Source organism: Streptomyces sp. NPDC007929 (assembly GCF_042959065.1).
GTDB lineage: Bacteria > Actinomycetota > Actinomycetes > Streptomycetales > Streptomycetaceae > Streptomyces.
Genome location: NZ_JBIBKD010000015.1, coordinates 1 through 21128, shown reverse-complemented (window position 1 = coordinate 21128; position 21128 = coordinate 1). Strand labels below are relative to the sequence as shown.

Below are 21128 nucleotides of genomic sequence, written 5' to 3'. Positions count from 1 at the left end.
TGTCCGTTTCTGCCAGCGTGAGGGGCATGACCGCCCCGATACCCCGGGACATCCCGGACCTCCCAGCGATACCGTCCCCGCCGGCGCTGAAGCCCGCCCCCGTGCCGGCCACGGCCGTCGTCACCCCGGTCCGCCGCCCCGCGGCCGCGGCCTTCCGCCTGATCATCGCCCTCGCGGCGACCGCGGGTGTCACGGTGGAACTGCTCCGCGGCGAACCGTTCAGGGTCCTGAGCTCCTTCGCGATCCAGAGCAACATCCTGCTGACGCTGGTCATGGCGCTCTCGGCCCGCCGCGCATGGACAGCGAGCCGACCCCTGCCGGGTGCCGTACTGGGTGCGACGCTGCTCTACGTCGTCATGTCGGCCTTGGTGCACCACCTGCTCCTGGCGAACGCGGCGAGCCCGTTCGCCCTCACGGGCGAGGCCGCCGCAGCGACGGGCGGGCAGACCCTCTCGCACGCGATGCTGACCACGGTGACCCCGATAGCGGCGGCACTGGAATGGCTCCTGCTCACATCCCCCGGCCGCATGCACCTCCGCCAGGCGAGCACCTGGCTCCTCTACCCGATGGTCTACCTGGCCTTCTGCCTCACCCGGGGCGAGCTGCTCCTCCCGGGCACCCCCGACCGCTACCTCTACCCCTTCCTGGACGTCGGCCAGGACGGCTTCAAGCGCGTTCTCGGCAACGCCCTCCTCCTGGGTCTCGCCTTCTACGCCCTGGCCGTACTCCTCGTAGCCCTCGACCACGCCCGCCCGAACCCCATCCGCCACCGCGGCAAAACCGGATTTCGTCTCTAGCCACCGGTGGGCTAAAGTAAACGTCGTCGCCGCGACAGCAGCGACATCGGGGTGTAGCGCAGCTTGGCAGCGCGCTTCGTTCGGGACGAAGAGGTCGTGGGTTCAAATCCCGCCACCCCGACAGAGAAATACCAGGTCAGGGGCCTGATCCACCAAGTGGATCAGGCCCCTGACGGGTTTCTGGAGATCGTTTGGGAGAAATCTGGGAGAAGATCTTGGTCGGGTTCTCCCAGGGGGTGACTGGTGAGGCCGTCTGAAGTGCGGCGGCTGAGGGCTCTCGGACCTGCGCGTTCGCGAATCCATCCCCGTAGTCGGCCGGGAACACCATGCCCGCCTGCCTCAACCGCCCTTAGGATCACGACACATGGCAAGCCATCACTCAGCGCGTCCCCACGACCACGCCCGAGCACTCGCCCAGCGCGTGCGAACGCTGCGGGAGGGCCGAGGGTGGTCGCGGGAACGGCTCGCCAAGGAAGCCGGCATCGCCGTAGGAACTCTGGCCCGTCTGGAGAGCGAGGGAGTGATCCAGCCAGGTTTCTTCACGGTCGGAGCGGTCGCCGAGGCACTTGAAGTCTCCCTCGATGAACTCTTCCAGGAGACCAAGGCCGCTCCCGGCCTCTGGTCCGCTGGGTACGAAGGCCGGGACATCGACTCCTTCGTCGCCTCGCTCCTCGACAGCCGTATTGATGTCGTGGCGGACGTACGGCTCACGCCGATCAGTCGCAAGAAGGGCTTCAGCAAGACCCGCCTCGGGGAGGCACTTGCCGAGGCCGGCATCGAGTACACGCACCTGCGTGGCCTGGGTAATCCCAAGGACAACCGGGCGCCGTTCTGGGACGGCCGGCTCGACGAGGGCCGGGCCCGGTTCCGTGGGGTGCTGCGGTCCGAGGAGGCGCAGACCGATCTTGAGCGCCTCGCGGAGCATGCCCGCCAGTCCCGGGTCGCGGTCCTGTGCTTCGAGAAGGACGAGAGCCGCTGCCACCGGCAGGTCGTCCTGGAGACGGTCCGTAAACGCGCCGCCGTGCCCGTAATTCCCTTGGCCTGACTTCACCCCTCGTCCTGGCAGGCGCTCTTGCCGGTGGCGCATGCCTCTCCTCCAATCGGATCCGGAGATCAGTGGAGGGGGCAACCATGGGATCGCGAAATCGGCAGCGCGCAACGATCATGATCACCGTCAAGACGTATCCGGAGCTGTCCAACAAGTACCGCGAGACCAGTTGTGTGGCCGGCATACGCCTGGACCAGGGCGAGCCACAGCACGTACGGCTCTTCCCGGTCCCCTTCCGGCTCCTGAGCGAGGAAGCCCAGTTCTCCAAGTACTCGATCATCAAGGTCGACGTCGAACCTCACCGTCCGGAGCGAGATTCACGCCCGGAGAGTCTCCGGCCCGACCTCGACACCTTGGAGATCGTGGGTGAGGTGCCGTCCGACGGCGGCTGGACGAAGCGGTACCGGTATGTCGAACCGCTGATCGCCCCGTCGCTCTGCGCCATCAAACGGGACCAGGAGAAGCGAGGAACGTCCCTCGGCGTCTTCCGGCCCGCCGAAATCACTCGCTTCCGGCTGGAGCCCGCTGAGCCCTGGTCGGTGTCCAAGGCCGCGCTGGCCGACCAACTCGATCTGTTCGAGCAGGAGCTGAACCCGCTGGAGTGGGTGCCGCTCGACCTCCGTTACAGCTTCCGCTGTGCCGACGATGACTGCCCAACCCATGACATGGGGCTGAAGGACTGGGAGGCCGGCCAGTCGTACCGCAAGTTTCTGCGCAAGTACGGCGAGCGCGGGGTCCGTGATGCGCTGCGCGAGCGCTGGTACAACCGGATGTGCGCTCCGAACCGGGCCGTCCACTTCTTTGTAGGCAACATCGCGGCCCATCCCAAGACGTTCATGCTTCTGGCCGTCTTCTACCCGGAGCGGAAGGTCGTCGAGTACGTGCAGGACAGTCTGTTTGGTGAGTGACGCGCTCCTGCCGGAGGTCAGGCGGACTTGCTGTGCTGCTGCGCGTCGTTCGCATCCGGTGTTCCCGGCCGCTTCGGAAACGGGGTCACCTTCTTCATGCGGGGCTCCCTACCGAAGAAAGCTCGGTACTTCTCGACGGTTCCGATCTCTCTGACGATCTTCTTCACCCAGGCGGGCGCGTAGACGTAGGTCCCGAATGCCTCGCTGTAGATGCAGTACTTCGCGTTCGTGGCACGGGGATCGGGGGCTCCGGTGGCAGGTCTGACCCCAAGGCGTTTCCACATCATCGCGTGCTCATGACTTGCGCTGAATTCGAAGGGCACCTGGTCTTCCACGAGACGAGCGACCCGTCCCGGGAGCAGTTTGTCCTTGTCGGCCACTTCGACGTGCTTGACCTTCTCGATCACTGTGCCGAGACGCCCGGCCTGGACCATGGTCCTTCGCTCGTCCTCGCTCAGCTCGTCGAGCTTGACGAAGTTGATCGCCAAGTCGGCCTCGGTCTTCGAACCGATGATGGGCACGAGCCGCACGCGGTAGTCGTATCGGAGATCGTCGAGCACAGCGGGATCGATGGCGGCCTCGAACTTCGCCACCAGGTCGCGGGTGTGCTTCGGCAGCTTCTTCGCGGCCTCCTGGAGCTGCTCCCGCCCCTCCGCGGTGAGGGCCTGAAGCGACATCGGGAATCGGAGCCGATCGGCGAGGCTGTACTCGGGTCCGAAGTGGGCGACTATCTCCTGCTCGTAGTTCACGACGAGCGCCTGGGCCCTGCCGCCCGTGGCGATCTTCAGGTTGTGCTCATACCGGTGCTCCACCTTGTTACGGAGCGCCACGAAGAGTTCCCCGTTCAAGCGCACGGGATCCTGGTGGTCGGGAAAACGCTCCCTCAAGCACCGGTCAAGATCCCAAGCCTTGGGTTCACCGTCGATCAGCTGGTGCTGACCGGTCTTGGGGTCCCTGTAGTGATAGTCGATCTTTGCCTTGTGAAACTCGGCATGGAGCAGGTAGTGCCACGCCCTGTGCATGTGCGTGAGGAAGTCGCTGTAGTTGCCAGTCGAGCAATTCCACTCGTCCACTGCTTTGAGGGCGTGCCGCTGCGACTCCATGAGGATGTGGCGCCACCGAGCGTATGCCATGTCGTGCGTCCTTCTCGTCCATAAGAAGGGTCACACCATCGGCCGTATCAGCACAAGCAGAATTCCCACGACGAGTCAGAAACGGCATGAGTAACGGCACTACCTGGCGCCCCCACCGTATAGATCACGTCCCACCCCTCATGCGACCGTCACAGAGTCACGTGCCCGTAGGAGCCGATCCAGGACGATGACCGACGACCGCGGAGGCATCCTGCAGCGGGCATCGAGCGATTCCTCTACCTCCGCCCGACCGTGAGTCGCGTGAAGTCCCTCGGGCAGTCTCCGGTGCCGGACGTCGTCGGCCCGAACTTAGGGCATTGGATTGCCGCACTCGTACGGAAAACAGCGGTGCCCCACAACAGTGTTGTGGGGCACCGGGTGGGGCTACCGGAGGACGGCCGCGCGTGCGCGCAGGAGGTCGTTGAGGACGCGCACCGGTGACGTCGGGCACAGGGCCAGGCGTGCGTCGAGTGCTGCCTCCCACTGCTGGGTCAGGCCGAGCTTGAGGCGTTCTCGCATGCCGGGGGTGACGTGGGCGTAGCGAGCGGAGACCGAGCCGTCGAGGTGACCCATGCGCTCGTCCATGAGCACCTTCTCGGCGCCCAGGTCCTCCATCATCGTCCGGTGGGTGTGACGGAGGCCGTGGGGTGTGAGGCCCTTGGCGATCGGGAGCCAGCAGGCATCGGCGCGATCGGTGGCACCGCGCCCTCGTGCGGGGACGCCGGGCCACCGCTCGCCGAGGATGGGCACGGGGCGGGCCTCCTGCGGCGCCTTCTTCGGGTACCAGCCGGAGGCCGCCGGGGTGAACAGCCAGGTGGCGAAGCCGTTCCTGCGCCAGTGGGCCGCGTGCTCCGATACCATGCCGCCCCGTACGAATCCGAGGTCGGCTATGGCCTTCTCGACCCGCACTCGGGTGGCCTCGGCGACCCGGTCGGGTCGGTTGAGGACGTTGGAGACCGTCCCCGTGGAGACGCCCGCCAGCCGCGCGACGTCGACCAGCTTCGCGCCCTGGTGCCCACCGGTACGCGCTGCCCCTTGGCCCCGGAAGACGTACGTCCTCCCGTGGCAGGGACACGGCGTCGGCTTCGTACGGGCAATGTGGTCGAAGACCAGGGACGACAGCCAGCCCATCGAGTCGATGTTGCGGTAGCTGTCGTCCTTCGGCGGACAGCGCACCAGCTCACCGGTGTCCAACTCGTACAGCTGCCACTCGACACGGAACACGCCGGGCCGAACGAACTCCGTTTCCAGGCCGACGATTTCGCCCCAGCGCTTTCCGGTGTAGCCCTTGAGGACCACGGCGACGAACTCGTCGTCGCGGCCAGACAGCAGGGCCACTCGCTCGGCGGTCAGGAGGATGCCGAGGGCGTCGGTGACGACCTTCTCCGGACCGCGGTCCCGCGAGCGGCCGGCGCGCTTGCCACGCCCTCGCCGCCTGGCGGCCGGGTTGGAGGTGATCAGACCCTCGTCGATCGCGTCCTCGAAGATCAGGTGGAGGGTCGAGCGCCAGGTCTTGACGCTGGAGGCCGCGTACACGGCCTTCTCCTTCTTCTCCCAGGCGGCGACGTCCGTGCGCAGGATGCCGGCGAGCGCCTTGTCCTCGAAGTCGGGAAGCAGGTGCTCCTCGATGTGGCGCTTGTAGTTCTGCATGGTCGAGGCGGCCAGGTCCTGGGCCTCGTACCAGCGGCTTGCGTACTCGCCGAAGGTCTCCTGGCCGAGGCCCGGGTCGCGCCACTGGCCGCGCCGGACGTTGACCTCTTCGGCGTCTGCGGCTTGCTTGGCTTCGCGCTTGGTGGCGAACTTGACCACGGCACCCGTGGAATCGGAGACCGTGCCGTACTTGCCATCCTCGATCTTGTACCGCCCGCGCCAGTAGCTGGCGCGCTTCTCTGCGTACCCCACTGAGTTCCCTCCCTTCTGTCGTGTGGGGTGCGTTAAGCGGCGGTGCCGTACTGGGACCTGAGCATGCGGCGCGGTGGCCGGGCCTTGAGGCTGCGTGCGGGGGCAGGCCCCTCGCTCTGCCGACGAACCGGAGGCTGCGGAGCAGACGCAGTCATGCCGCTGGGGCGCTGCGAATTCCGAGCCGGGCGCTCTTCGTGCATGCGGATGATCTCGGCGAGGTGATCATCCGAGAAGCGGTAGGCGCGGCCGACGCGGGTGAACGGGATGAGCCGTCGGCGGGCGCGATCCTTCACCCACCAGGCGGAGCAGCCGAGGACGGCGGCAACTTCCTCGGGGAGGTAGAGGCGCGGGAAGGCTGCCTCGGCGTGCAGAGTCGCCGCGGAGGCGGGGGGTATTGCGGGTTGACGCAAGGGGTGAGTCCTCTTCTGGCAGACGTGTGGTGCGGCAACACCGGCCTGCCGGTCGATCGCTAGGGATGAGGGGAGATGCCCGAACTGGGGGTTTGCGGGTCCAGGACGGGAGTAAGAGCCGGCGGCTACACCTCGTCTGCGGGATCGGCATCGCGATGCTCGCCGGGCTGCGGTCCGTACGTCTCCAGCAGATGCTTAGTGGACGCCTCGGCCATGGCGTTGGAGACCATCACGTCTGCCTCCTCGCGGATATCCGGGTGCTCGGCGAGATACGCGTCGAGGGCATCGCGCGCCTTGGTGTAGGCGGCATTGGCCCGCTGAGTCTCGCGGAACGCGTCCACAACGGCGTCGATGAGTTCCATGGCGCGAGCCTGGGCGGCGAGCTGCGGGGGGCCGACGAGGTTGCGCAGGGCGAGGCCGAAGACCTCGGCGAAGCCGATGGCCTCGTCGAGGTTGATACGGCGCTTGCCGTTCTCGATGCGCCAGACCGCGGAGGGGTTCATCTCGAAGCCGGCCTCGTTCAGGCGGTCGGACAGGGCGTTGGTGCTCCAGCCGCGCGCCTCGCGCTCCAGCTTGATGCGCACCGCGACGTTCGCCTCGCCGCTGAGCAACACGCCCTGCTGGGGGCCTTCATCGGACATGCCCACCTCCTTCCGTTCGTAGCAGTCTCCTGCCGATCGCAGTGACCTCATAACAGTAGCATGCCTCCTGCGAGATGCAGAACACTTATGCAATCCGCAATTCATGTGGCATACTGGTGGTCCCCACCACACCACCAACCCGAGGAGTCCGTGCGACCGCACGTCACATGAATGAAGCCCCCGGCATTGCCGGGGGCTCAAGCGCAAACCTCTCAACCGCCATCCCTAGCGATCGACCCGCGGAGTCCGGGATTGCCGTCCCATATGGCCCGCGAGCAGAGGAGCCGATGCCCAGTATGGCCGATCCCCAACCGAATACGCCATCCCGCTTCAGGGAACCCGAGCCGACGCGGGACGCGGCGGAGCCTCCGTACAATGTGGACGCCGAGCGCGCGGTCCTCGGCGCCTGCATGCACAACGCCGACATCATCGACGCGGTCCGGCCGGTTCTGGGCGAGGGCGTCTTTTACCGGCCGGCCCACGAGACCATCTGGCGTGCGCTGCTTGCCCAGCACCGCGAGGACAAGCCGACCGACCCGATCGTCCTCACCGAGGTGCTCCAGCAGCAGGGGGACCTGGAGCGCGTCGGTGGCCGTCCCTACCTTCACCAGCTCGCCGACGTGCACTACGGCACCGGCAGCGCGGAGTACCACGCGGAGATCATCCGCGAGAAGGCCAACCTCCGCCGCCTGCTCGCCTCCGCGATACGCACCGTCCAGCGCGCCCAGGAGCCGGGCGCCGACCCCGAGGCGATACGCAGCGAGGTCGAAGCGGAGATGCGGGCCGAGCGTGAGCGGGCACTCGCCTCGGGACAGGGGCGCCTGAACCGCTTCGCCAGGGACGGGTGGTCCTTCGTCAAGGAGACCGGCGCGGACGCCGAGCCCTTGTGGGGCACCCGTGAGAAGACCGTCTGGGCGCCGGGCGAGAGCCTGATGATCGTCGGCGCTCCGGGTGTCGGCAAGACCACCCTGGCCCACCAGGTGGTCTTCGCCCGCCTCGGTCTGCAGGAGACTGTCCTGGAGATGCCGGTCGCCCCCAGCAGGCGGGTGCTCTACCTGGCCATGGACCGGCCCCGGCAGATCGCCCGGGCGATGGACCGCCGCGTCTTCCCCACCGACGAGAAGATCCTGCGCGAGCGTCTCGTGGTCTGGGAGGGCCCGCTGCCCGCCACCCTCGACAAGGAGCCCGACCTCCTCGCCGACCTCGCCGCCGCCCATCGCGCCGACACCATCGTGATCGACAGCCTCAAGGACGCGGTGAGCACGATGGTCGACGACAGCCTCGCGGTCGCCTTCCACAACGCCCGCATGCGCGCCCTGCGAGGCGGCGTGGAGATCATGGAGCTGCACCACCAGCGCAAGGCCACCGCCGACGCCCCACGCGGCCAGCGCCCCGCCCTGGACCAGGTCTACGGCTCCACCTGGATCACCGCCGGCGCGGGCAGCGTCCTCTTCATCACCGGCCAGGCAGGCGACCCGGCGGTCACCCTGCACCACCTCAAGACCCCCACCGGGGAGATCGGCCCGCTCGACGTCACCCACGACCACGTGCGCGGCACCACCACGGTCGACCCCAGCAAGGACCCCGCCGTCCTGCTGCGCAACGCCCCCAGCGGGCTGACCGCCCGCGACCTGGCGGCCATCCTGATCGGTGGAGGCGACCCCGAACGCGCCGACGTCGAGAAGGCGCGACGCCACCTCGCCCGCCTCGTCGACAGCGGCCTGGCCACCAAGGCCGACGGCATCGCCGGAGGAGCCGGAGGCGGACAGCAGACCCGCTACTACCCCTCCGCACGCCACCTCACCGCCGTCGGCTGAACCCCGATCGGCCCGCACGAGAGCGATCACGCGACCGTACACGCGGCCCTCACGCGAACACCCCGCCGTGAACCGCTCACGGCGTCCACGTTCACCGCAAAACCGCTGGTAGAGCGATCACGCGAGCGTCCACGCCGTACACGCGCCCAGGCGATCACGCGCGGGGCCCCCTTTAGAAGGGGGCCCGCGTGAACGCCCCCTCCGTGAACGCCGCTCACTCCCCACCCCGCAAGCCTCACTCCCCACCCCGGAGCCCACGCCCTTGCACTCCCCTGCCCCGCGCCCCGGCAGCCATAAGCGGCAGCCGCGGCATCCACGCCGGCATCACCCTGCTCCCGCTCGCCCCGGCCGCCAAGCACTCGCCCCCGCTGGAGGTCGTCGCGTGAACCGCAACGGACGCATCACCCTCGTCGTCGGCCTGGTGTCCGTCGTCCTCATGGCCTTCCGGGTCTCGTGGAACGCGCTGTCCGACGTGGCCCGCGCCATCGGCGCCGACTCCACCGCCGCCCTGCTCTACCCGATCGTGATCGACGGGCTGATGGCCCTCGCGCTGGTCGCCACGCTCGTGCTGACCGGTAACGACCGCAAGTTCGCACTGCGGGTCCTGGCGACCTACACGATCGCCAGCCTCCTGCTGAACTACGTGCACGGCCTCATCCCGGCCCTGCACACCGAGTCGGTCCAGTGGGGCCGACTGGCCGACTGGGACCCCGCAAACTGGGCCCTTGTGCTGCTGGCGACCTCGCTCCCAGTCGGGTCGATCTACTTCGGGTCGGACCTCGTGGCGAAGGTGCTGCACCACACCTCCGAGTCGGCCGACTCCGCCGAAGCGGTCTTCGCCGAGTCGGTTAGTCAGGTAGCTGACGAGCAGGCCGCGCGGTCGATGGCTGACCAGGCCGAATCGGCCCCCGAGCAGCCGACCGAGTCGACCCCCGTGAAGGTCGCCGATGCGCCCGTGACGAGGCCGACCGAGGCCGACGAGTCGGCCCCCGCTACCCGACCGCCCCGGTCAGCCGCCGCAGTGGAGTCGACCGGAGCCGCCCCGCGTCGGGCGACCGGTCGGGTCCGCGCCACCGCCAAGCCGACCGCAGACCGCACGCACACCCGCACCGACGCCGAAGTCCTCGACGAGGCCCGGCTCCTGACCGCCGACTGGAGCGACGACCGGCTGAGTGCCGAGCGTCTGCGCAGCGAACTACGGATCGGCCAGAAGCGCGCCCGCGCCCTACGCGACCAGCTGCAGGCCGAGCGCACCAGCCAGACCGAGCCCGTCACGCACGACGGCTTCGAGGCCGAGCCAGTCGACGGACTCGACGAAGCCGCCTCCCAGAGGCAAAGGGACCTCGACACAGCCCCCGTCGGCACCGCCTGACCCGGCAAGCGCACCGATCGCCCACCCTTCCGGCACACCCCATGTCCCGCGTAGACAAGCGCGGGACATGGGGGCCGCGCACAGCGAAGCACCCGGCACCAACACCCCACGGAGAACCGTTCCATGCACGATCCGCACCGCGAACTCACCCCTCAGCAGGAGATGACCACCGGCCTGAACAGCACAGCAAGCAATGGCGATGGACCGTCCATAGGCCGGTCCATCGCAAACTCCTCCGCCCCGGGGGTGGCGGAGGAGCAGCTCCGGCACGAGGGCGTGCCGGAGCAGGAGGGAGTGGGCGCCGGCAATCAGCCGACCGCTCTCGTCTTGGGGGCCAAGCCGCGTACGCCGTACCGTCGCGCGAACCTCGACGCGCAGCGTTCCGAGCACGTCACCGCCCGCTTCGCGCCGCACGAGAAGCACGACATCCAGTCGGCGGCGAAAGCCGAGCACGTGACCATGGCCCGCTACATCGCCGACGCCACCATGGCCCGCGTCCGCGGTGAGATCACCGTCGCCGCCCCTCGCACCGTCTACGACGATGCGGTCGACGAGCTCGCCACCCAGCGGGCGCAGATCGCCCGGATCGGCAACAACGTCAACCAGATCGCCCGCCGCCTCAACTCGGGCGGCGATCCACACCCTGTGGACGCCGCGATCCTTCAGCGGGCGGAGCGCCTGCTCGCCACCGCCCACGACACGGTCCGGGCAATCGACGAGGCGGCTTTCCGGGCAGCCGGGCAGAAGGCAGGCGGCCTGAGTTGATCGCGAACATCGTCAAGCCGGGCAACAACACCTACGGCGTCCTGGCGTACCTCTTCGACAAGGGCCGCGCCAACGAACACACCGACCAGCACATCGTCGCTTCCTGGGATGACTTCGTTCCTGACCCAGGCCCGTATGACAGACCTGGGCACAAGCAGCGGCTCGGCCAGCTCACCAAGGCCCTGGATCTGCGGGTCGAGCAGGCTGGCGACAAGGCACCCGAGGGACACGTGTGGCACTGCTCGGTGCGCGCCGCGCCCGAGGACCGCCTCCTGACCGATGCCGAGTGGGCGACGATCGCCAAGCGCATGGTCCATGCGACCGGCATCGCACCGGAGGGCGATCCGGACGGCTGCCGGTGGGTGGCCGTGCGCCACGCGGACGACCACATCCACATCGTCGCCACCAAAGTCCGCGGCGATCTGCGCCCGCCGCGGAACTGGAACGACTACCACCGCGCCATGGCCGAACTCGCCGAGATCGAGAAGGACTTCGGCCTCACCCAGGTTCCGCGCGGCCCCGACGCCGCCACCGGCACTCCGGCGACGAAGCGCCCCACCCGCGCCGAGCAGGAGAAGGCCAAACGGCTGGGCCACCACAAGACGGCTCGCGAGCAGCTTCGGCACACCGTACGCACCGCGCTCTCCCACGCGAAGGACCTGGAAGAGTTCTTCAACCTGCTCGCCGACGCCGGCCTTCAAGTCGAAACACGCACTCTGCCCTCCGGCGACCTCGGCGGCTACAAGGTCGCCCTGCCTGACGACGGCACACCCATCTGGTACTCCGGCTCCAGCCTCGCCACCGACCTGTCCCTTCCGCAGATCCAGCAGCGTCTGGCCGCCGCCGAAGCGCACACCGCCACTGCAGCCTCACCAGTCGGCCACTACCGCCGCAGCCCTTGGCACCAGGCCACCGCGGCCGCAGAACGCATCCCCCACCACCTTGATCACGCCGACGACAGCGCTGCACAAGCCCACCTGACCGTCTTCAGCGAAGTTCTCTACGCCTTGCCCGCCCACGCCCCCGTCCATCTCAAGGCCGAACTCCACCGCGCCGCCGTCGCCTTCGAGCACGCCGCCCACACCCGTGCCCACGCCGACCACCAGCACGCCCGCGCCCTGCGCGGCGCTCTGAAAGCCATGCGCTACCAGCCCGCGGACCACACCGGCCTGGCCATGCTCCTGGACGTCGCCATTCTCGTCGTCCTCGCAGCCCAGCGCCGCAGCGCGCTGCACCACCACGACCGGCAGGTGGCCGCCGCCCGCCAAACGCTCATCCATCTCCAGGCCGCCTACGACCAGCTCGCCCCCACCAGCCTCGCCGTACTCGCCGGGCGCCGCCCCTCCGACAGCACCGTCCACCGGTATGCCCGCACCCTGCACGAGGTTCTGCCCTCCCACTCCGGACAGATCCTCACCGAGGCTGCCTGGCCCGCACTCACCGCTGCTCTCGCCACCGCCGAAGCCGCAGGCCACAGCCCCGTAACTGTCCTCCGACAGGCAGCCCAGCAACGCTCCTTGAGCGACGCCAAATCGGCATCCGAAGTTCTCGTCTGGCGCATCCAACGCCTCGGCGACCGTCACGCCCCCGGCCTAGGTGCACGAGCCGCACAAGCCCGTAGCCCCCACATCCCCCACGTCCTGTCCCCAGCGCGGGCCACCGCCGCGAGACCCCCCACATCCGTGCAACAGCCATCGGGCACTCACCGGCCGCGGTGAGCACCAGTCCCCTCACGCAGCGGCCGCGCACGCCTCGCACCCGCTACCGAGAGCCACCGAAGGCACGATGACGACCGATCAACGACAACAGCCCTGTCCCCGGTCTTACGACGCCGCAGGACATCTGCGGCGCGCCACCTGCACCCCACCCGACAAGGAGCACATCATCCAGACCCACCCCACCGCCGGCGTGTTCCCGATGCTCAGCGCCGACGAGCTGCACGACCTGGCCGAGTCCATCAAGACTGAGGGACAGCACGAGGCCATCGTCCTGAGCGCCGACGGCGTCCTCCTCGACGGACGTAACCGTCTCGACGCCTGCGAGATCGCCGGCGTCGAGCCGCGCTTCACCACCTACACCGGCAGCGACCCCAAGGGGCTGATACTCGCCCATAACCTGCGCCGTCGGCACATCAGCAAGGGCCAGCAGGCGATGATCGTCGCGATGGCCCGTTCCTTTTCGGAACACTCCCTGCGCCACCAGGCCAAGGGCCACAGCATCAGCCTGACCCGCCTCTCCAACGCGGCTACGGTCCTCAAGCACCACCCCCACCTCGCCGAGAAGGTCCGCAGCGGCAAGCTCAGCCTCGATGTCGCCTACAGCACCGTCCGCGAACTCCAGGCCCGCTCCGCCGAGATCGAGGCCCAGCACGGCCGCTTGCGCGAGCATGCCCCCGACCTCGCCGAACAGGTCGTGGACGGCCTCCGCACCCTCGACGACGCCATAGCGGCACTCGACCAGCGGCAACACGAAGAACGGCTCCGGCAGTCCGTGCAGCACACGGACGCTCTCCGCCTCTCCGACGGCGATCCCGCCCCGCCCCTGGCCCAGCTCGTCGAGCGGGGAGACATTACCTGGGAGCAGGCCCACGAGCGCGCCGAAGAGTTCCTCGTCCACCGGCGGAATGCCGTCCAGCAAGCGCAGCAGGCTCTCCGGGTAGTCGCCGAGAACTGGGCTACGGTCCAAGATCTCGCTGCCCGACCCGACACCCCCTACAGGCGGGACATTCTCGACGGCCTCACACCCGAAGTCCGCTCGCTCCTCCAGAACCTGACCTCCCTGGCCTGACACGGCGGCGCCCCTGGCGGCCGGCCTTGTTGGCTCCGGCTTCCAGGGGCGAGGGCGGTGAAGCCCGCCCATGTCACGGGGCTTACACCGTGGGGAACGTCAGGCATCTCCGCGACCAGGGCGGGGATCTGGCGCTCTAGGAACGGAGACCACGACGACCGCCGTCCCGGTGCGGACGGCCGTCAATGGCCGAGGTGGCGCAGGCCCTCTTCGAGAGTGGGGTGGAACCGGTCGACGGGACCGGAGTTGCGGTTGAACCAGGTCGCATTCAGGCCGGGCTCCTTCGTCTCGTGGCCCGCCCGACAACGCAGCCACACCGAATCGTCGCGCATGCAGAAGACGATCCAGTCCCGGTACGCGCCGCACCCGGGGCACGTGCGGACCTCGCCGTCGACGACGAGCGGCTGCAGCCAGCGCATCATCACCCCGGCCACCTCATGGCGCGACGACACCCGCAACGTCGGCGGCAGGACGGGCAGCGCCACTTCCTCTGCGGCAGGGGCCTGTGGAGTCGGCTCGAGGCAGCCGGGCCACGGCTGGGCGGCCTGCAGCCGCCGGAGCAGCTCGTAGCCCGCACGCTGGGCTTCACGGAACGCACGGTCCTCGCGAGCGCGCCGAAAGAACACGACTTTTCTCCTTTTCTCTCATCGGGCAGGCGCAGGGACCACGCCTCATACGTCTGACCCGCTGCCACTCGGGGAGATCGGCGACGAGCCGCACAGCAGCGGATCCTCTGGGGCAGGGGCTGTCAGTCGCGGCGGATGACAGTGAGCCGCCCCTCAGCGCTCTCGGGCACAGTTTGGCGAGGCACCGGGACCGGGGAGGCGAGTGAGGACGCGAACGCGGCGACCAGGTCATGGGGGACGCTGGCACTGAAGCTGGCACACCACAGGTACGGGGCGCCCGGAACGGGGTCCGCCCACGCCTGCCAGCCCACCAGGTCAGGACGCGGGTCGGCGTCCTCGATGAGCGGCGGCAGCGTCTCCAGGGAGAGGCAGGCGGAGAACCCGGGGTCTGTCGCAGTGGTGCGGGGGCGATCCACATCGCGGATCCAACCCCGGGCACTCAGCGCATCGAGGACCGTCTCAGGCCCCTCGAAGCCGACATCGGGTGCCTCACGGGCGTCGATCGCCACGAGGAGATCGGCAAGCGCCTCGTAGGAGACGCCCGTGGTGAAGTACGCGTTCCACTGCGGCATCGCAGAGGCAGCATGGCCGCGGGCGCTCAGCTGCCAGGCAACGGGCAGACCGCCCAGCTCGAACGGATAGGCCGCGAGGATCCACTCGGCCCCACGCAGCCCATCCGGGCTTACGTAGAGAAGGGTGCGACGGGATGTGGGCCACATGCGCCAGCCGAGGTCGTACAGGGTGTCGCCGATCCGCTCGGCGAGCACACCGTCGTCACCGGCCAGATGACGCGGGGTGACCCAGTAGACCGGGTCCGGCAAGTTCGGTCGGGAGCGGTCGTTGGAGTGGTGCGGGAGCAGGGGCGCCTCCATGGGCTCGTAGGGCGGAACACTGGCTCCAGGATCACTGGCATCACCTCGTTGACCAGGTCCTCCTGCAAGGTGTTGCAGGTTGACATAGCTGCGCAGCTGCTGACCAGTCGTTTCGGGATCTTCCCTGTCTGCCTGTGGCGAACTGTGTCTTTTATCATCCAATCAAGGCGTTTGACAGCGAACACGGTCGTTTCGGCTTCTCTGACAGTGGATCCAGTCGTGAGGAACGAGCACGCTCTACGCGGTCCGTATGTCGGCCGCGTGCACCGAACCGGGCGAGCACCTGCGCCCGTTGTCAGTGCACCATGCGGCCCTCAGCCTCACCCTCGCGCAGCCGGCGCGCCTGTTGAGATGGAGGACGACATGAGTGCGGCACACGGACTGCCGCACATTCGTCGGAGGAGGCGCTGCGTTCTGCCCGGCTGCTTGTCCGTGCCGAGGCGGCCGTCATGGCGATCTTCGCCACGTGGGCCTACGAACTGGGCTGGACGGTGCGGGCAAGCTGAGCGGCATCTTGGATCACGTGACGCTGTCCTGCGACGCGGGCCTCTCCACTCTCCAGTCCGCCGCCACCGCCGCGATCCCCGCTGGCCTGGCCGTCACCAAGGGTGCCGTCGGCACCCTTCTCGGCCGTACCGGGACCGCCTCCTGGCTCCCGGCGAGAACCGACCCCGCATCCACGTCCACGACCAACTGACCGTAGGAGCCACGCTATGCCCGACGGAGAGGTCGCCCTTGAACTGGCTGCGCTTCGTCGCGCCCTCGAAGTCGGGCTGGCGCGCATCAACGGCCAACTTGCCCCGATCGCACAGCGATCCGACCAGATAGACAAGGCCGTCGAGGAACTCGGCGACAGGGTCACTGCCCTGGAACGTACCCGCTGGGCCCCTGCCGGCCGTCGGAGTACTGGCCAGCCTCGCAGCTCTCGGACACGCCGCATGGTCGGCGCTCGGCCACTGATCGCACCGGACCACAGAGGCACTCGCCCTGGGTACCTGGCCTTCGTGGTCACCTGGTCGGCGTTCACAGTGTGGTTCCTGGGGCATATCGTGACGTAGCGTCGAGTGTCCGCGAGTTGGCCGCCTTCCGACTCGTCAACTCGTCGATGTGGAACAGGTCGTGACCGTACGGTAGGTGCGCAGGGTCAGTACAGCGCCGAGCGAGCGTCCAGAGATCAAGGCGGAGCCGCAACATGGAGATTCATTGACGTCGCCGCCACTTCCCCCCATTTCTCCACCACCGGGATCCCGCACAGGTTCCGTGAAGCACATCCACCACGTGATCGAGAACTTGATGGCTGGGCGGCCGGAGGCGTGCCACCTGGCGAAGGCCCTGGCCAAACAGGCTCGTGCCACGCACCGCCGCATGGCGAGAGCACGTGCCGTTGGGTTCGAGGCGTACGAGACGACCCTCACCGACCTGCTTCTGACGGAGCTTGCACATGTGGACCCGCGTTTCTGGCGGGTGGTTAGGTTCAAGCCGCACGAGGAGCGAAGGAACGGCGCCGACTGGGAGTGGTGGATCCAGCGGAGCGACTTGTCGTGGGTGCGTCTCTGGATTCAGGCCAAGCGCCTCTACCACCCCGGCGAACGCTACGAGGAACTCAAGCGCAAGATCCGGAGAGGATCAGACGGCAGGATTTGGCAGAGTCGGTTGCTGGTCGAGGCCGCGCGACGGGAAGGCCGGAACGGTAACGTCCTGCCGGTCCCGCTGTACGCCTTCTACAACTGCCTGCAGGGTAAACGGGCTGAGCCATGGCCGTGTAAGAGACTTGAGCCGTGTCAACAGCAGCCCCTGCTCGGCATCACGATCGCCCCTGCCCAGCAGATCGACGAGCTGATTGTGAAGGGTAAGAACGGCTACCGCGACGTACTGGCCGAAAGTAAGCCGCTGTCGTGCCTGGTGCACTGCCCGACAGTGTGGTCGGGGCATCCTCAGGACTCGTACGCCTCGACGCTGCTGATGGGCATGGAGTGGCTGCACACCAACGACGACCTCCCTTCGGCTCCGTCTCTGCCTGGCCGCATCGAAGAAGCGCTTGAGACGGACGACGAGGTGGTCGCCGAGGAGTCGGACCCTCGGATCGCTCTCATCACGGGTCACACGGCGCTCCCCGGTGCCCGCATGGATGAAGTGCCACCAGGGCTGGCCGACCTGCGGAAGCGGTTCGACCTGCGGGCACTGGAGCGGCAGGGGTGGCGGGAAACGACGTGACAGCGCCCCGGGCAGAGTACGAGTCAGATCCCGGGGTGCTTTTCCACATTGGAAAGAGGCGGAGAGCCTATGACCCGCGCTCAACTTGACCAAGCACGAGGCATGTCCCACCTGGTATGGGTTCCGTGTTGCCATAGGCCCGTATTGCGTAGCAGCACTGTCACCACCGTTCGGGTCGCCGTGTCGATGACGCAGGCGCAATCTCGACGCTGGTGGACGCGCCGGGCACCTGGGTATTTCGGGTCGCCTCCGTAGGTTTGCTCGGGAGACATGACGCACCGCAGCACTTCACTCTCATCGAAACCGAGCTCCTTCGCCCGGGACAGGGCGTGCCGGCTCAGCGTGACGCCTGCATGCGTGCGAAGTCGGGTCAGCGCGCGCTCTCGACGAGCATCACGTCGGGCGTTGCTCATGAGGCGACATCACCGGACACTAGATCCATGACAGCGCTTCTGCCCCAGTCGCCGCTGCGCTTCCGCGTGGGAATCGCTTCCAGCCTGAGGTGACGAGCGATCTCCTCATACGAGTACCCCGCCTGGCTCCGCAGGCGCTTCGCGACGGCCCTCGCGTGATCGATGGACCGGGTGGTCTCGATCACGGTGTGGCTGTCGTGCATCCGAAGGGCAGCGAACGTCTTGATCACCTCCCGCAGAACTTGCTCTTGTCCGGAACCTTCAACGGTCGACTTCACCGACTTGCCCGCCTCCAGAACCTGGACGCCGAAGTGCTCGACCCACCTGTACGCGACCAGCCGGTCCAATTCGCTGGGAAAGAGGGAAGAGTCGGCTACGTAGAGGGTGCGGACAGGCACGGGTGTGGTCACGAGGTGGAGAAGGTCTGTGAGCCCGAAGTCCGGAGTGCTCGGGGTGAAGGAGAAGGCGAAGAGGTGGTCGTGCGCCGTCGCGATGTTCTGGACGTCCCTCGATCGCGTGAGGTGATCTCGTTCGTCGTCTGGTCCGTAGACGGCCATCACCTCGAACTCCTGGAGAACTTGATGTGACCTCCCACTGGTACGGATCCGCTCGCCATCGACCGTCCGGGGGGCATCGTCGTCCCAGCACGCGTCTTGGAGGAGCCGGTGAACGACCTGCTTGTTGAAGTCCCGCTCACCCTGCACGCCATTCCACATGTAGCCCGCTTGGTTGAGGAGGTCCGCAGTCTGCGCCAGCGTCAGTTGAAACCCGACGTGCAACTTGTGTGCGAGCCGCACCACTTCGTTCTTGCTCAGGCCGCGGCCGATGTCCAACTGGCCCTGCTTGCCTCGTTGGCGAGGAAGAAGAGCCCGAAGTGCAGCGCAGGTAGCCTGAACCTGGTTGCGAACACCTCGCTCGGTGTTCCGTAGAGGGTGATCGGGTTCGATGACATCACCGGCCACGGTCAGTGTTGCTCGGTGATCCCGGATCTCGTCGCGGACCATCTCCCGGGTGATCGGATCGCCCAGGTCATCCCACCTGGACACGCGGATGCTATCCACGAGATCGGCACGCAGGCAGAACAGAACCTCCTGGAGCGCTGGACGATCGCCCGCCGCTACCCTGCTGCGTGACTCCGCTTCGGTACGCCATAGCGTCCCGTCCTTCGGCGCCTTGTCTCCATGACGCACCACGCGATACCCGATTTCGGACGCCGACATGCTTCCCTCCAAGGCTCTGGCCAGCAACGGAGCGCCACTCTGTCAGCTCCCTGGGTCCCTGCAAGCGAGCAATTAGTCCGGCGATTTCGACGATGCGGACGTTCAGAACGTCGAGGTCCCGGTCGCTGATCTGGGAGCGCAGCATTCGCGCGGACTCCGTGGCCCACTCCAGATACGTCCACAGCCCCTCGAAGGCGGTGAGATACGGCCGCTGCAGGTTCATCGCGGTGCTGTGGACGCCGCTGAGGACCTGCCGGATGTTCTTCCGTTCTGCGCCGGGGCGAGGGGTGATAAGCATGTGCCGATCCTGTCAGCGCGGCCCCCAGGTGCAGGTTTCTCATCCGGCCCGCGCGACGGTGAGGGACGGCCCCGAGGGCGTGCGGGCTGACATTCGACTGAGGCGTGTTTCGGCGGTTCTGATCACCCCCGGGCAGCTGCCCGCGCAGCTTTCAAAGCTCATCAATCTGCCGCCAATGAGCGAGTGAAGAAGCTTCGGCTGCTGGTAGCCCTTCTTGGGGCGACCGACAAGCGCCGCCGGGGGCGGTCTTGCGCCGTCGGGTGCACCCATGCCCGGCACCATCCGGTCCGGAATCAGTCCGTCGGATTCGGGCTGAATCGTGGGGCGTTGAGCCGTAGACTTCGGCAGCCAACGCCGACGAAGTCCGGCCGTTGCGCGCGCCTGCGGGGGAGGAGAACGCATGCAGGACCCTTCGGATTCGATGGAGATCGCCGAGCCTGAGGAGAACGGCCGGGGCAATACCGCCGATTCACCTGTTGTGGACGATTCGACGTCCGACTCGGACATCGAATCGACGACGGCGTCGACGGTCCTTGTGGAGGTGCTCCCAGGGGTGGCTGTCGTCGCCGGTGAGGTCCCACTGGAGCTGAAACCCGATCTGATCGACTTCGGCATCGTGCCGACTGCAGACCGCAAGCAGATCTCAGCGATCCTCGCCTCTATCGGGAACGCGGCAACCGTGGTCGGCAATCTCGGAAACGCGTTCGCCAGCGTGCAGGGTCTCTACAGGATCGACGCCACGACACAGGCCCTGCTGAACAGCGGCGCGACGCTCGCCGTCAAGGACGGGGGGAACCTCGGAGCGGTGATGGTTCCTGGCCGCTTCCTGCGTCAGGCCCGCTTCTTCTCCGTGAATGCGGTGAGCAAGGCGCAGACCGCGGCCTCGGTCGGGCCTGCGCTGGCCATGGTCGGCCTTCAGATGATGTTGAGTGAGGTCTCGGGCCTCGTCAGGACCAACCTCGCGGTGACGAGTCAGGTCCTTACCGCCATCCGCAAGGATCAGTGGGCCGAACTGACGGGGCTCGTCGCCGCCATCGATCGCGCGGTCGACCAGGCGCGAGAGATCGAATCGGTCCCGACGTCCTTGTGGGAGGACGTCGCGGGCAGTGGAGCGCTGCTGCAGAAGCAGCTTGAGCTCTACCAGGAGAACGTCCGCGACCACGTCAGGCAGATCGGTCAGGCCGACGCACGCAACCACCGTGAGTATCTGCAGACGAACGCCGAGGCGATCGCCTTCGATGCCTACGCCCTCTTGTCCTCCCTCAAGGCATGGACCGGGTATCACGCGCTCCGCGCTGCAAGGGCGAGAGCCGCTGGACGTGAAGACGCAGCCGAGGCGCAGTACGCCGAGGTCATCGCGCGTGACACCCGCGCGGAGTTCGACTCCGCTCTCGCCGCGTCGACGAGCCTCGTCGACGCGCTGACGCGGGAGCTGCGGATCACCGCCGAACTCCCTGGCCCCGACGCATGGCCGCTGCCGGGAAAGCGGAAGGACGTGAAGGCAGCCCGCGAAACCTCCGCACGTCTTCTGGAGGCGATCGAGCCTCTTGCCGACGCTCTCCATCCGCCGGCCCCTCCGCTTGAGGCTCCGGGCGTCGTCTGCGCACCTGAATCGCTGGATGGCGAGCCGTACCTTCGCATCCTGCGATGGCTCCTCGATGACGGTGAGAACCTACGTGTCCTCGCCTTCCCCGACCAGCTCGATGCCCTCGGCCCCGTTTCGGCGATCGTCGGCGGAGCGAAGGAGAGGTTGGCGGCAGCAAGGGACAAGGCTGCGGCAAGACACTGGTCGCCGTCACGGATCGCCGCATGGGACTGCTGCATGATCTGGTGACAGCGGGGTTTATGCAGCCAGAGCTGCGGGTGGGGTCATGATGGTCTCGTACTCGACGGGGGTCAATCGGG

The 21128-nt window shown here is 67.7% G+C and carries 18 protein-coding genes, 1 tRNA gene and 1 pseudogene; 13 read left to right on the top strand and 7 right to left on the bottom strand.

Annotation, left to right across the window (positions count from 1 at the left end):
* Positions 1–26 precede the first annotated feature (26 nt).
* From ACFZDE_RS35430 to ACFZDE_RS35415, 4 genes are all read left to right on the top strand, one after another.
* On the top strand, positions 27–797 hold the full coding sequence (locus tag ACFZDE_RS35430) for a Pr6Pr family membrane protein (RefSeq protein ID WP_391208705.1): 771 nt from the start codon (positions 27–29) through the stop codon (positions 795–797).
* 47 nt (positions 798–844) lie between these two features.
* Positions 845–918 (top strand) — tRNA-Pro (locus tag ACFZDE_RS35425).
* Between the two features lie 243 nt (positions 919–1161).
* Complete coding sequence (locus ACFZDE_RS35420; RefSeq protein WP_391208700.1) at positions 1162–1842, top strand: DUF488 family protein; 681 nt, start codon at positions 1162–1164, stop codon at positions 1840–1842.
* 119 nt (positions 1843–1961) lie between these two features.
* The gene (locus tag ACFZDE_RS35415) at positions 1962–2753 is read left to right on the top strand and encodes a hypothetical protein (RefSeq protein ID WP_391209768.1); all 792 of its coding nucleotides are present in this window, start codon (positions 1962–1964) and stop codon (positions 2751–2753) included.
* Positions 2754–2770: 17 nt separating this feature from the next.
* On the opposite strand, the gene ACFZDE_RS35410 is transcribed toward ACFZDE_RS35415, so the two are convergent.
* The 4 genes from ACFZDE_RS35410 to ACFZDE_RS35395 form a co-directional block, all read right to left on the bottom strand.
* On the bottom strand, positions 2771–3886 hold the full coding sequence (locus ACFZDE_RS35410; RefSeq protein ID WP_391208694.1) for a DUF3644 domain-containing protein: 1116 nt from the start codon (positions 3884–3886) through the stop codon (positions 2771–2773).
* 384 nt (positions 3887–4270) lie between these two features.
* Positions 4271–5788 carry a LacI family DNA-binding transcriptional regulator gene (locus ACFZDE_RS35405; RefSeq protein ID WP_391208682.1) on the bottom strand — a complete coding sequence of 506 codons (1518 nt, stop codon included), beginning with the start codon at positions 5786–5788 and terminating at the stop codon, positions 4271–4273.
* Between the two features lie 32 nt (positions 5789–5820).
* Positions 5821–6198 (bottom strand): helix-turn-helix domain-containing protein, encoded by a 378-nt coding sequence (locus ACFZDE_RS35400; RefSeq protein ID WP_391208672.1) that lies wholly within the window; start codon positions 6196–6198, stop codon positions 5821–5823.
* Between the two features lie 125 nt (positions 6199–6323).
* On the bottom strand, positions 6324–6839 hold the full coding sequence (locus ACFZDE_RS35395) for a helix-turn-helix transcriptional regulator (RefSeq protein WP_184905376.1): 516 nt from the start codon (positions 6837–6839) through the stop codon (positions 6324–6326).
* Positions 6840–7126: 287 nt separating this feature from the next.
* Here ACFZDE_RS35395 and ACFZDE_RS35390 point away from each other — a divergent pair, with 287 nt between their 5' ends.
* The 5 genes from ACFZDE_RS35390 to ACFZDE_RS35370 all read left to right on the top strand — a co-directional run bounded on the left by ACFZDE_RS35390 (position 7127) and on the right by ACFZDE_RS35370 (position 13580).
* A complete protein-coding gene (locus tag ACFZDE_RS35390; RefSeq protein WP_391208651.1) occupies positions 7127–8656 on the top strand; it encodes a DnaB-like helicase N-terminal domain-containing protein in 1530 nt (509 codons plus the stop codon).
* A gap of 382 nt (positions 8657–9038) precedes the next feature.
* Positions 9039–10028 carry a DUF2637 domain-containing protein gene (locus ACFZDE_RS35385; RefSeq protein WP_391208644.1) on the top strand — a complete coding sequence of 330 codons (990 nt, stop codon included), beginning with the start codon at positions 9039–9041 and terminating at the stop codon, positions 10026–10028.
* Between the two features lie 123 nt (positions 10029–10151).
* Complete coding sequence (locus ACFZDE_RS35380) at positions 10152–10793, top strand: plasmid mobilization protein (protein ID WP_391208635.1); 642 nt, start codon at positions 10152–10154, stop codon at positions 10791–10793.
* Positions 10790–12511, top strand: coding sequence for a relaxase/mobilization nuclease domain-containing protein (locus ACFZDE_RS35375; protein WP_391208630.1), 1722 nt, complete (start codon positions 10790–10792; stop codon positions 12509–12511). The genes ACFZDE_RS35380 and ACFZDE_RS35375 overlap by 4 nt, the downstream gene beginning before the upstream one ends.
* A gap of 67 nt (positions 12512–12578) precedes the next feature.
* Complete coding sequence (locus ACFZDE_RS35370) at positions 12579–13580, top strand: plasmid replication/partition related protein (RefSeq protein ID WP_391208616.1); 1002 nt, start codon at positions 12579–12581, stop codon at positions 13578–13580.
* 182 nt (positions 13581–13762) lie between these two features.
* On the opposite strand, the gene ACFZDE_RS35365 is transcribed toward ACFZDE_RS35370, so the two are convergent.
* Together ACFZDE_RS35365 and ACFZDE_RS35360 are read right to left on the bottom strand one after the other, a co-directional pair.
* A complete protein-coding gene (locus ACFZDE_RS35365) occupies positions 13763–14206 on the bottom strand; it encodes a hypothetical protein (protein ID WP_391208605.1) in 444 nt (147 codons plus the stop codon).
* 122 nt (positions 14207–14328) lie between these two features.
* Positions 14329–15078: a DUF317 domain-containing protein gene (locus ACFZDE_RS35360; RefSeq protein ID WP_391208593.1), complete on the bottom strand. Its 750-nt coding sequence runs from the start codon at positions 15076–15078 to the stop codon at positions 14329–14331.
* 466 nt (positions 15079–15544) lie between these two features.
* On the opposite strand from ACFZDE_RS35360, the gene ACFZDE_RS35355 reads away from it, so the two are divergent.
* Entirely contained in the window at positions 15545–15775 is a 231-nt protein-coding gene (locus ACFZDE_RS35355) for a hypothetical protein (RefSeq protein WP_391208584.1), read from the top strand.
* Between the two features lie 563 nt (positions 15776–16338).
* Positions 16339–17292 (top strand): DUF6615 family protein, encoded by a 954-nt coding sequence (locus ACFZDE_RS35350; protein ID WP_391208572.1) that lies wholly within the window; start codon positions 16339–16341, stop codon positions 17290–17292.
* A 409-nt stretch (positions 17293–17701) separates the two neighbouring features.
* Here ACFZDE_RS35350 and ACFZDE_RS35345 read toward each other — a convergent pair whose 3' ends face one another.
* The gene (locus tag ACFZDE_RS35345; RefSeq protein WP_391208560.1) at positions 17702–18925 is read right to left on the bottom strand and encodes a hypothetical protein; all 1224 of its coding nucleotides are present in this window, start codon (positions 18923–18925) and stop codon (positions 17702–17704) included.
* A 478-nt stretch (positions 18926–19403) separates the two neighbouring features.
* Here ACFZDE_RS35345 and ACFZDE_RS35340 point away from each other — a divergent pair.
* Together ACFZDE_RS35340 and ACFZDE_RS35335 are read left to right on the top strand one after the other, a co-directional pair.
* Positions 19404–19664, top strand: a pseudogene (locus tag ACFZDE_RS35340) (hypothetical protein); the annotation flags it as partial.
* On the top strand, positions 19624–21057 hold the full coding sequence (locus ACFZDE_RS35335) for a hypothetical protein (RefSeq protein ID WP_391208554.1): 1434 nt from the start codon (positions 19624–19626) through the stop codon (positions 21055–21057). The pseudogene ACFZDE_RS35340 and the gene ACFZDE_RS35335, both read left to right, overlap by 41 nt.
* The last annotated feature ends 71 nt before the right edge of the window (positions 21058–21128 follow it).